The sequence below is a fragment of the Spirulina sp. CCY15215 genome, assembly GCF_016888125.1.
Classification (GTDB): domain Bacteria; phylum Cyanobacteriota; class Cyanobacteriia; order Cyanobacteriales; family Spirulinaceae; genus CCY15215.
Window position 1 is genome coordinate 1 of record NZ_JACSWA010000484.1, and the last position, 11,980, is coordinate 11,980.

Annotated in this window: 10 protein-coding genes; 4 read left to right on the top strand and 6 right to left on the bottom strand. The window is 41.6% G+C overall.

Features of this window, described 5'->3' with window-relative positions; all coding sequences use genetic code 11:
- Positions 1-182: 182 nt before the first annotated feature.
- The gene (gene recO / locus JUI58_RS16150) at positions 183-1,046 is read left to right on the top strand and encodes a DNA repair protein RecO (RefSeq protein ID WP_239121521.1); all 864 of its coding nucleotides are present in this window, start codon (positions 183-185) and stop codon (positions 1,044-1,046) included.
- Here the strand turns inward: recO and JUI58_RS16155 are convergent.
- Complete coding sequence (locus tag JUI58_RS16155; protein WP_204104830.1) at positions 1,027-1,188, bottom strand: hypothetical protein; 162 nt, start codon at positions 1,186-1,188, stop codon at positions 1,027-1,029. The genes recO and JUI58_RS16155 overlap by 20 nt on opposite strands.
- Between JUI58_RS16155 and JUI58_RS16160 the strand changes: the two genes are divergently transcribed.
- From JUI58_RS16160 to JUI58_RS16170, 3 genes are all read left to right on the top strand, one after another.
- Complete coding sequence (locus tag JUI58_RS16160) at positions 1,187-1,687, top strand: 2TM domain-containing protein (protein ID WP_204104831.1); 501 nt, start codon at positions 1,187-1,189, stop codon at positions 1,685-1,687. The genes JUI58_RS16155 and JUI58_RS16160 overlap by 2 nt on opposite strands.
- A gap of 254 nt (positions 1,688-1,941) precedes the next feature.
- Positions 1,942-2,241: a hypothetical protein gene (locus tag JUI58_RS16165; RefSeq protein ID WP_204104832.1), complete on the top strand. Its 300-nt coding sequence runs from the start codon at positions 1,942-1,944 to the stop codon at positions 2,239-2,241.
- 111 nt (positions 2,242-2,352) lie between these two features.
- On the top strand, positions 2,353-3,012 hold the full coding sequence (locus JUI58_RS16170; protein ID WP_204104833.1) for a Fe2+-dependent dioxygenase: 660 nt from the start codon (positions 2,353-2,355) through the stop codon (positions 3,010-3,012).
- Positions 3,013-3,067: 55 nt separating this feature from the next.
- On the opposite strand, the gene JUI58_RS16175 is transcribed toward JUI58_RS16170, so the two are convergent.
- The 5 genes from JUI58_RS16175 to JUI58_RS16195 form a co-directional block, all read right to left on the bottom strand.
- The gene (locus JUI58_RS16175) at positions 3,068-3,730 is read right to left on the bottom strand and encodes a cofactor assembly of complex C subunit B (protein ID WP_204104859.1); all 663 of its coding nucleotides are present in this window, start codon (positions 3,728-3,730) and stop codon (positions 3,068-3,070) included.
- 49 nt (positions 3,731-3,779) lie between these two features.
- On the bottom strand, positions 3,780-7,316 hold the full coding sequence (locus tag JUI58_RS16180; protein ID WP_204104834.1) for a DUF4347 domain-containing protein: 3,537 nt from the start codon (positions 7,314-7,316) through the stop codon (positions 3,780-3,782).
- A 136-nt stretch (positions 7,317-7,452) separates the two neighbouring features.
- Positions 7,453-8,355 (bottom strand): bestrophin family ion channel, encoded by a 903-nt coding sequence (locus JUI58_RS16185; protein ID WP_204104835.1) that lies wholly within the window; start codon positions 8,353-8,355, stop codon positions 7,453-7,455.
- 1 nt (position 8,356) lies between these two features.
- Positions 8,357-8,833 (bottom strand): protein tyrosine phosphatase family protein, encoded by a 477-nt coding sequence (locus JUI58_RS16190; RefSeq protein ID WP_204104836.1) that lies wholly within the window; start codon positions 8,831-8,833, stop codon positions 8,357-8,359.
- A 21-nt stretch (positions 8,834-8,854) separates the two neighbouring features.
- A complete protein-coding gene (locus JUI58_RS16195; protein WP_204104837.1) occupies positions 8,855-11,917 on the bottom strand; it encodes a hypothetical protein in 3,063 nt (1,020 codons plus the stop codon).
- Positions 11,918-11,980: the final 63 nt, after the last annotated feature.

Consider the following 11,980-nt stretch of genomic DNA (forward strand, 5'->3'; position numbering starts at 1 on the left):
TTGATAGTTGATAGTTGATAGTTGATAGTTGATAGTTGATAGTTGATAGTTGATAGTTGATAGTTGATAGTTGATAGTTGATAGTTGATAGTTGATATGCTGAGTTTGTTGAAGTTTTGATAATTTATAACTCATAATTCATAATTCATAATTCATAATTCATAATTCATAATTTATAATTAATGAGCAGAACTTATAAGGCAACGGGGATTAATTTGAAAAGTATTCCCCTAGGAGAAAGCGATCGCATTGTTACGATATTAACTCCAGAATATGGTTTAGTGCGAGCGGTTGCTCCTGGTTCGAGGAAACAAAAGTCCCAATTACGCGGGCGAATTGAGCCATTTGTTACTAATGAATTGCTCATTTCTAAAGGGCGATCGCTCGATCGCATTCTGCAAGCGGAAACTCTCGCTTCTTATCCCGGTTTAAGTAAAGATTTGGGCAAACTTTCAGCCAGTCAATATTGGGCAGAAATTGTTTTGGCTTTAGCTTTAAGCGATCGCACTCAAGAGGAAATCTATCTGCTTTTAACCGAACATCTCCAGCGCTTAAATAAATTAACTCTTTCGGGCGATCGCGACATTGCTGCAACTTCCATTCTCTCCCATTTAGCCCACGGCATTTTTCATCTTTTGACTATCGGGGGATTGAGTCCCCAAATTCAACACTGTTGTCTAACAGGAGAGGCGATCGCACCAGCTTTTCACGATCCGCAGTGGCGAGTGGGGATGAGCTTTGATGCAGGAGGACTTCTGCGTTTACCCTTAGAATTAGAGCGATCGCCGAACTTGTCTACATCAATTACTGTTCACACTCGTCTCAATGCCCTAGAAATATTTCTCCTCCAAACTCTAACGGCTCCAGAATTAACTCACTTTGGAGAACTCGAGGCAAAATTACCTCTACTGCATTCCTCAACTTCTTTAAAAATGGGCTGGCTGGGTGTAGAAAAGGTATTACGGAATTACACCCAATACCATCTCGGTAAATCCATTCGCTCGGCTGCATTACTTGATACTTTATTTACAGACTATGGGCAATAAAATAAGTATTTGCCATAAGTTCAGCCACAGAGAGAGAAGCCAAAACCTGTGATGGGAAGAGTCGTGCAAAGTTCTCTGGAGTTTGTACTTTATAATGAAAGAAAATAGTTTTTAAACCCATTACCGATCGGAAAATTCCCATGACTGTCTCCGACTCTCCCTCTTTCAAAACCTATCAACAGGAAGAGATTCAGCAGATTCTCCACATTGCGATCGCCAGCCAAAACGAGAATGGTGAATTGACTGAAACGCAGCTACAAGAAATTGCCGCAGATTTGGGCATTTCTCCCGCATCGCTACAAGAAGCGGAACAGCTATGGTTACAGCAGAAAATTGACAAAACCAAACGTCAAGCATTTAACCTCTACCGTCAAGAGAGATTTCGTCAGAAAGCGATCGCCTATACAATGTTAAGCAGTTTTTTGGTCGCTTTTGACCTACTCGGTGGAGAAGGAATGAGTTGGTCACGCTACGGGATTTTAGTTGCAGTTCTTATGGTTTCTCTGAGTGGGTGGAAGGCGTTTCAAACCCAAGGAGAAGACTACGAACGGGATTTTACGCGCTGGGAAACCAAGCGCCAAATCAAACAAACTCTGAAAGGCATTTGGGACAATGTACAAAAGGCTTTACAAAGCAATTAAACATTGAGGCAATTATTTCTGCTTCATTAATATATTCCCTAGACAAAAAAAAAGAGAGTCACCGTTTTGGCAACTCCCCCAATCATCAGGGTGCATCTACAAGTATTAATATAACATTTGGGGTGGGGGGTGTCACCCCTTTTACTGAAAATTTTGCCAATCTGTAATATTTCTTTACAGAAAAACTTATTGATAATCTTTTTCATTAATGTTATGGTGGTTAATGCAAATTTACGATGCTAGTCTGTAGAAAAATGATTAAACCTGTAAAACCCGTAGAACTCTTTCTTGCTCTTGGTTTAACTGTTGCCGTCAGCGCTTGCGGTAATTCTCCTCCTGTCGATGAGAGTGGGGAGACGGGAAATTCCTCCGATGCACCCACGGAAGTTCAAGATAATGAGGGTGATAGAGTTAACAAAAGTGATGAAAAAAGTGAAAGTGGTGAAGAGGGTGATGAAGTTAACAAAAGTGATGAAAAAAGTGAAAGTGGTGAAGAGAGTAAAGAGGAGGAGAACAAAAGCGATGAAAGTGGTGAAGAAGGCGAAGGAGGTTAAAGTATAAGGAAAATAACCATAGTAATTTTCTGGGAGGATCTGGCGATCGCAGGTAATCGGAATTGAGTCTCGCGATCGCCAATTAATTGTTAGCTATTCTCGCTTTTCAAAATGATTTTTACCATTCCTAATCTTCTTTCCGTTGAAGAACTAGAGACAATTATGACAACACTTGCCGACTCGGAATTTGTGGCAGGAAAATTAACCGCCGGCAGACAAGCCAAACTTGTTAAAAATAATCAACAAGTTAAATCCGGTACTTTAGAGAGTCAAAAACTGAAACAAATTGTTCAAGATGCTTTAAAAAAGAACACACTTTTCCAAGCTGGGATCCGCCCGAAGAAAATCCATTCTCTTCTCTTCAGTCGTTATGATGCGGGAATGTCTTATGGGAGGCATTCCGATAATGCCTTGATGGGGGAATGGAGATCGGATGTTTCTTGGACGATTTTTTTGAACGATCCTTTAAGTTATAAGGGAGGAGAATTAGCAATTGAAGGGGCAGATGATGAAAAATATTATAAATTGGCTGCTGGAAGCGCGGTTTTTTATCCTTCCTCTACTTTGCATCGCGTCGATCCTGTGACGGAAGGGACTCGTTTTGTTGCCGTCGGTTGGGTACAGAGTCGCATCCGAGATCCGGGCGATCGCGAACTTCTTTTCGATCTCGATACCGCAAAGCGGGGGATTTTTGCAAAATATGGGAAAATTCCCGAAGTAGACCTTCTTGGCAAAAGTCTCTCCAATCTCCTGCGAAAATGGGCGGAATAATTTTGCGATCTCTATTAGCATCTTGCCCGCTTGTCAAAGAGATGCACCCCACCATTCATTCAGCCTGTGCATCCATGCAAAGGGAGAATAAAGTTTCCGCCAATTTATCTGCAATACCTTCAATCCAATTTTCATCTTGTTTAGTGTAACTACGAGGGGTATTCGCTCCTAAAATTAATACTCCTTGATTGCTCAAAGGTTGACAAATTACCCCTTGAGTATTCTCTGGTAAATAGTCAAACTCAATTTTGCCAGGATAAATCTTTAAATTGACCAAATACACAGGTTTTTGTGTCTCCAAAACGCGCCTTAAAATTACCCCAGGATTAATTTTTTTGTTATCGGGTAGAATGCCTCGACGCATTAAAACTCGATCTTGATAATAAACCAAGATCGATCGCGTTGTTGTATTAGTGAGTAATAAATGAGAAGCCCATGCCAATTCAATTTTAGCGGCTTCGGGTAATTCCTCTACTAATTCAAATCGTTCTTCACCTATTAACTGGACAGCCTCGGGCGATCGCGGTTGCACTTGCTGCCAAATTAATCCAACTAAAATTAATAACGCACTCAAAATAATACCCAACGCATCCGAACGAGATTGGGTTGAAGTGAGTTCCACCGTTAAGGAGCGGTTGACAACCAGCAAAATCCCCCCTAAACTACCCACAACCAAAGGTAACAGACGTAAAATTTGATTTGGATCTGATTTTGCCATATTGAAGGCTTTCATGAGCAAAGAAAGAGCGGGTTGGCCAATTTCTACTCTAAGCTATATTTGCCTCAACAATAATATCATTAAAGTCTAGATCTCCTCCTCCTTTTAAATCTTCAAACCCGAATACATTGTTCCCAAATAAGCGAATGTGATCCGCGCCATCGGGGTTTGCACCCTGATAGAGGAAATAGGCAACAAGATCGGAACTATTGCTATTACTAGAATTTTCAGTTAAAAACTCTTCTACCGTACCATTGGCAATAAGAAAAGGTGCATAAATTTTACCCCCGCTTAAATCCGCCGAGAAATTAGCCGTTCCTTGGTTGGACACAGCCAAATTTAAACCACTGACACGATTTTCTAAAGCGGCTCGGGCATAACCCGCAGAACCAGGTGTAAAACCGCCGACGGTACCATTAGCATCATCAACCGCGTAAAATCCGACGACATTACTAAAAGCAGCTTCTCGATATACAGTAAATCCGCCGCGAACCGATCCGGAAAGTCCTTGTAAATCGAGGAGTTCGCGACCTTGTTCTTGTAGATTCCCGATGCCGCGTGGGAGTCCGGCATTAGTTTGACGCACATTTAAAACAACTCCTTGGGCAAATCGCAAGGAAAATTCTCCGTTGGCGGTTTCAATCACCTCTGGTTCTACGGAAAGGGTGCCACCATCAATGTTTTGCAAGATAATACGGAACTGCTGACCGGGGGAAATATTGGGGCGCAAAAACTTTTGGGCGCTGACATCAAATCCACTGGGGCGAAAACGATTGGGAAGGGGGGCAAAGAGGGGTTGAGGTGCGCCAAAACTGCCGTTAGAATTTTTGAAGGAAATGCTAATTTGCGTAAAATCGTTGGCTCCATCTCCGGTTAGTTGTAATTCTACAGAATTGCCGCCTTCAGATCCGACGACAAAGAGTTTTTCTCCTTGATTAAAATTTAATTTGTTAGGGCTGCTTGACGGGGGTAATACCAGTTTAGCAATTCCTTGAATGGCAAAATCAAAGGGAGGAGCCGCGATGCTAGGATCGGTGGTGGTAAACTCCACTTTGCCGCTAAATGTGCCAGCATTGGCTGTGTTGAAGGCGATCGCAAAACTGGTGGATTGATCGGCGGCTAAATTGCTGATAAAACCTGTGGTATCGAGATTAAAGGCCGCAGAGTTTCCCCCGGCGATCGCAGGGTTCCCCAAGTCGATCGCTTGAGTTCCCTTATTAGTAATGCGGAATTTAGCAGGTTTAGCGGTACTTCCCACCAAAAGATCGCCAATAACAATGGGTGCAGGGGTGCCATCTACAATCGTTCTGAGAACATTATCTTGTTCGTCTAGCAATTCCACCACCATAGTGGGGTCAATTGCTCCCGCGAGTTTGAAATTAAAGGGTTCAGCAATGTTGGGATCGTTGGTGGTAAAGGTAATTTCTTCGTTAAACGGTCCAACTTTATCGGTTTTGAGAGCAACTTTAAAGGTAGTGGACTGATCTTTGGGGAGGGTCCCATTAAATCCGGTGGTATCCAGTACAAATGCCGAAGCAACGCCCCCTTTTAGGCTAATAGCGCCGATATTGAGGTCTTGAACGCCAATATTTTCAATTTTGAAGGTTGTAAAGGTTTGAGGGGTACCAAACAGAATATTGCCAAAGGCGATCGCCGTGGGAGCATTATCTAGGACTGGCGTTCCGCTTGGGTTATCAATAGAAACGCGAATTTGCGGTGCGGGGGGGGTAATTCCCCCAGCAATATCAAAGTTGAAGGGATCGGTAATTTGTGCGTCATTGGCTGCAAAATTCACCGTGGCTGCAAACTGTCCGAGGGTATCGGTTTTGAGGGCAACTTTAAAGGATGTGGATTGATTTTGGTTGAGGGTTGTTTGAAATCCCTGGGTATCCAAAACAAAGGCATTAGGGGAAGCGCCAACCAAAACCGGAAGCCCTAAAGTGAGGGGATCTTGCCCGCGATTCTCAATATTAAAGGTCGTAAAAGTTTGCGTTGCACCTTGGATCGAATTACCAAAGGCGATCGCCGTAGGTTGACCATCGGCGATCGCCGCACCATTGGCGATCGTAACGCGAATTTGAGGAGGATTCGCCAGAAGTTCCGGTGCATTGGTCCTGGTGACGGTATTTCCCCCATCATTCACCACCGTAGTTGGACCGGTATTTCCATCTTGGTCAAAAGCATCTTCAACATCTAACCCCACTCCTGAATTATTCTCGATCTTCGTATTGCTTAGTGTTAAACTCGTTCCTACAATTCCAGGTGCAGCACCATTAGCAATTCCGCTCCCAAATTTAGACGAATTATTGCTAATTTGGCTATCTCGGATCGTTAAAACACCCCCATTAACATTACGAATTCCTCCACCACTGCCATTTGTATTTTGATTTTCGGTAATGATACTGTTAGTAATGAGCATCTCTGCACCTAATGCACCACTATCCTTATTACCATCATTATCAATACCCCCACCTCCATCATCAAGAGCGTCTCCTTTGGCAATATTCTTGCTAATTGTACTGTTCTCAATGGTTGCTTTGGCTAACCCTTGACCTGTTCCTGTATTTATAATTCCCGCACCATCGTCGTCGGCATAGTTTTCAGTAATGGTAGAATTACGAATAATCAATTGTCCACCCGAGTTAAAAACTCCCCCTCCATCATCGGTTGCACCTGCTGTTCCCACCGCACGTCCGCCTTTAATGGTGACATTATCTAAGGTCAGTTTCCCTTTACCATTAAAGAATCCTACGGTACCGGGTCCAGCAATGAGAAAAATGCGGAAATCTGGACCGCTACTGCGTTGAATCGTTGAACCATTACCATTAATTGTAATATCGTCTACAATTACGGGCAATCCTGTCGCACCGTAAAAATTATCTACATTCTCAGCTTGTGTTAAATTAAAGGTCGTATTTGCTCCTAAATTGATCGTATCGGCTTCTGGTGTTACATTTGCTTCATTTATTCTCGCAATTAATTCAGCCGCATTATTAGCGGTAAATGTGGCTAAAATCGATGAATAAGATGCCATCACTTCGGGTTTAAAGGCTAAATCAGCAGCGATCGCCCCGATCTCATGTTCTAATTGCCAAGTTCCCTCTAAGGCTGCATTTCCGGTTAAATCTACCGACGCGGCTATATTTGCCCCTGTAATTTTGGCGATCGCCTGAACAAATTCCCGTCCTTTTCTCCCTTTCGCAACTTGACAGCCATAAAGGAGGAGATGGAGATCGAAGTTCGTAAAGGCGTGTTGCCAATGTTGGAGTAAATGTGTATAAGTTTTTAAATTATCGAGATTAAGTTTGTTATTACCAATATATAAACTACCGGGAGCGCCGTGACATAAGAGATGTAAGCTGGTAAATCCTTGATTTTGTTTGAGATAGGCGCTAATCTGGGCAATGCCATCAACTTCGGGATCGAGTTGAAACACTGTTGCGCCTTCGAGAACGCCCCTAGCGAGGTGCTGACTATCGGGGATACTCGGATCGATAATAACGAGCATTCCTTGCCCTTCTGGAGAGGGATTTACATCGGTGTTCGGGGTAATGCAGTTTTCCTGAATAAGATTGGATAGTACCATAGTTCAATGCTCGCGCTCCTCGTTAACACAGATTGCTTATTATGCTTTTTTTAGAGTAGCTTGTTAGAGACAGAATGGGGAGGGTTATTTTGCGGATATTTTTTGAAGAAAAATTAACCGCAAAGACTGAGAGGGTTCATTGTTCCTCATAATACCGTGCAGAAGGGGCAAAAGAAATCAAATCCTCAATATTTATTTTCATAGTCTGACAGATTGTATCTAAGGGCAAATCGTTCGGATCGTGTCCAAAAGGATTTTCAATTTCGATGCCAATTTCTTCAATCCCAAAAACGGTAAAACTAATAATACCGACAATGATCGCCGTACTCCAGCCAAATTCCCTCACCAGTTGTGAGGGTAAACACAAACAGTATAAAACCAAGAGTTGTTTTAGATGAATCGAATAAGCTAAAGGAATGGGTGTTTTTAAAATACGTTCGCAGCCTCCCAAAGCAGCGACCATTGTTTCGAGAAGCTGCAATATGGACAGTAAATAACTCATCCCAATGCGATCGCGATCGGATTGTTTTTTAATGTAATCTCCAATCCAAAAAGCAATTTCTAAGGGAGGGTTATTCATTGTCTTTAAACGTTCGTATCGTTCTGAAGACATGAGTTCTGCAAGTTCGTCATCGAGAGGTTCGTTTCTTAAATGGAGTTTGGTGGCGATCGCAAAAGCGACTAACAGTCGAATTGTACTGATTTTTTCTGTTTTATCTTCTGGGCTTTCTTCAGCAATTCCTACCCATAATTCTCGCGCAAGGTTACGAACATTATTAATAAAAACACCCCACAGTTTTCGCCCTTCCCAAAATCGCTCGTAAGCGGTATTTGTTCTAAAAACGAGGAGAAGTCCAAGGACTAGACTCGAGACAATACTGGTTTGAGAAGGTAAGGTAACGGGAATCTGAAAATGAAATAGGGTGGAAACAATGAGACTTAAAATAACAAAAAAAGCAACTCGAGGAAAAATGGCTGGAATCACTGAAGAGTTAAGCTGGAAAATCACTCTAAACCAGTGGCGTTTTTCTAGTATCATTTTAGGTTGATTTATCTTTCTCTTCATAATATTTTTGTACTTTTTCCATAAATGCTTGCCAGATTTCATTGGGAGTCCAGATTTTTGCTAAATCCTGTTTTGCTTTTTCTTCCTCTACGCGATCGCCAATGCGACGATACAAGTAAATAAATGCTGAAACTCTCATATTCATGGCACAATGTACCAAAACTTTTTGCTCTGAATAGGTATCCATAACCTTGACAAATTGTTGAAAATCTGCTAATGTCGGATTCTCCCAGATAACAGGAATATGGATATATTTCATATCCCAGCGATCGACGATCTCTGCTTCATCAGAAATAGCATTAGTGGAAGTTGGCAATGCTAGATTGACAATAACATCGTAGCCTTCACTGCTAATCTCTGCAAATTGCTCTTCTGTGGGTTGTCCCGCAGTTGCAATACGGTCAGAAATCTGCACAAAATTATAAATATTATCGAGTTCAGTTTCGTTCATTTTCTGAGTAATAAACAATCATTAAATGATTTCATAGGATTTTTGTTGAAACTCGGGGGGAATGACTGTGCGATCGCAACTCGCTTTGTGACTTTCCTTTTGAGTTTCCACATCGATCGCGATCGCCTCAAAACGGATCGAGAGACTTCCCAAGGGAACAATTAACTGAGTCAATGTTTCCAATTCTCCAGCTTCATTACCCGTAAAATCAACAAAAGCGCGAGGTCCATCTAACAATTGTCGCGTTTCTCGATCTTGTACCCAAAGTTTAACATAAATTGCGCCTGGATAAGCGGGCAATCTGACGCGAATTAAAACTAAATCTCCTCCTGATAGTTCCCCATTCGGAATCTCTAAAATAGGGGTAGGAATCGGAATTTGCGATCGTAACTGGGGTGGAATTAAAGATTGTTTTTGGGTGATGAGGTTGCTGCTTTGCTGAGTTAAAAAATTCTTTGGAAGTTCTGAAATGGCGATTTCTTCCTGATTTTTTTCAACGGATGTAGGAAACGACATCGATCGCGCAGCAACAAGATTTTGTATTCCCACAGGATAAGGTAAACCGGAGGTATCGTGTTTGGGTAATGCACCAGAAATGGATAATTCTTCTTCTCTTTCCTCTTCATCATCATCCACTACAAATTCATGGTTAATGCGATCGATGGTAACATCGGCAAAGGGGATTTCCTCTTCTTCACTGGGGGAAGATTTTTCTGAATTTAATGGGTCGCGATCGCCAGCTTTCTCCTCTTTTTTCTCCTCTTTTTTCTCCTCTTTTTTCTCCTCTTTTTTCTCTGATAAAGTATTCTCTCCGGAGTCCATTTCTACTGCCAATTTTCGTAAAAATTCTGCTTCTTTGGCTAATTTAGCTAAAATCTCTGTTTCTGATGTTTCATCACTAAGTTCTAATTCGTCAGCAATATCGGCTAAAGCTGCACGTCTTTCTTCTTCTGCTAATTCTTGTAGGAGTTCGGCTTTTTCTGCTAAACGTTGAGCCGTTGCTTCTAAATTGTTCTTTTGACGTTCATTTTCTGGTAAAATTGTGCTATTGGGTAATTGCGATCGCACGGGATTTGCTTGCAACCATTGCACCAATTCATCGTTAACTTCTTCATCAACTTTCAAAAGATTTATTTGTTTCCAAAACTGCCCTTGCATTTGTACTTTCTTAAAGGAAAGCACTTCTTTATCTTCTTCTAATGAAGTCTCTGAAGATTCTGAAATATACTCAGTTTCTATATTGCTTTCATTGCCTAGATTATCTATCGATATTTCTTCTTTTTTAAGAGAGGAATCTTCAATTTTACTTGTATCATTTTCGATAATATTTTCTGGGCGATCGCCGTTACTTTCAGCAAGGTTGTTTTCGGGAATTTCAGAATTAGACAGGCTATTATCTGTTTCTAAAGATTGCTTTTCTAATCGATCTTCATCCGTTGGAGACTTCAGAAAATCGGCTAAAGAAGAAACCTGATAAGTATGAGATGCAGAAACTCTTGGAGGAGGAGAATTAAAATTTGGCAGATCGATATTTTTCGATTTAACTGTTTTGTTTTTAGTGGTTTGTTTTATGGGTAAAGATAACTTTGGCGGTAAAACTTGCCGTCCAGTTGGTTGAAAAGGTCGCGATTCAGCCTCGCGTTTTGTGAGTTCGAGAAAATCGCTATTTACCGAAGGAGTTGTTTTTTCTGGCGCTTGAGAAAGGCTAGACTTTAGATGTTTGACACGATCGCCATTTTCAGATTCAATAGGATGAGCGATCGCATTGAGCAAATCATCTAATCCTGCGGTAATAGAGAAAGTTTGACTCGCTAAACGCATTGTTTTCTTTGCACGTCCGTCTCCGCGATCGAGAAAAACTTCGAGAATTACTTCTCCTAAAATTAAGCTAGTATCATACTCTGTCGGAATATCTAATAAATAATTGAATACCAAAGGAATCGTTGCGTCACTGAGAGGTTGACAAACATCAAGCAATAATTCAGTTCCATGCGGATCGCGCAATTCATAATGTAAAATTCCCTCAAACCCAGAATCAAGAATACTGTTTTGAGTCAAGTCGAGAGAATTGACATGGCCGGAAATCAACAAGGGTTCGTCTTTGCGTCGGATAAAATGATCTTGGAGTAAACTAATCGATAAGTCTTTGGGTAAATTAATCTCCTCTAGATCGGTTTTTGTCGCAACAGGAAGAGAAGGAATGGATTTTTCTGCTTGAATGTCTTGTCTCTCCGGTTTTGATGATTTTTGCGGTGGTGGATCGGGTTCGCTAACCTGTTGTAAAATATCTTCTAAACTTCGGATTGATTGTTCTAAAAGAGAATGAGCATTATTGGTTATCGGCTGGGGATTTGTGACTGATTCAACAACCGTTGGTTGCGATTTAGATCTCGCTGAAATAGGAGTTTCTTCTCGTTTTTCTAAATGTTGTGTTGGCTGTTGATTAACGATGGGCTGAGATTTTGCTTTAGACGCGATCGCCTCTTCTGGTTTTTCTAACTGAGTTGCGATCGCAGTTTGGCGATCGACTATAACTTGCGGCTGAGATTTAGCCGCGATCGCCTCTTCTGATTCTTCTAAATGAGTTTGTATCGGTTCTTTCTCAACTATTCCCTCTTGCTTATTCTCTGGGGGTTGATGGGGGACTGGTGATACAGCTTCTCGAACAACTTTTTCTGAAGAGATTATTGTTTGCGGAGGTGGAGAATTAACCTTCTCAGTTTCTTGAGGAACTTGAACGGGAATGACTTCCAGTTGTACAATTTCTTGCCAAGGTTCCCCTTGAATTTCGTTCATTTTCTCGCAGACGCAACGAAATTCCCAAAAACCAGGACGAATGTAGGTAAAAGGAATAGCAACCATTAATCCTTCTTGAGAGGTGCGACAGGTGCGTTTTTGCGAACGTCGCTTGGGGGGGATTTCATCAATAGTGCGATGAATAACCCGGATTTCTACTTCTACATTAGCACGACAAGATTGAGCAACAATTCGGTAGATGCCTGCTTCAATTTTAAGCCTCCTGCGTTTAAGAGGAAGCCAAGAACGAGTACCCTTCTTTTGAAGCAAAAATTCCCAAGAGTCCATTTATAAAGGAGGAAGAAGGAAGGATAAAAAAAGATGAAAGAGAAACAACAAGAAAGGAAAAAA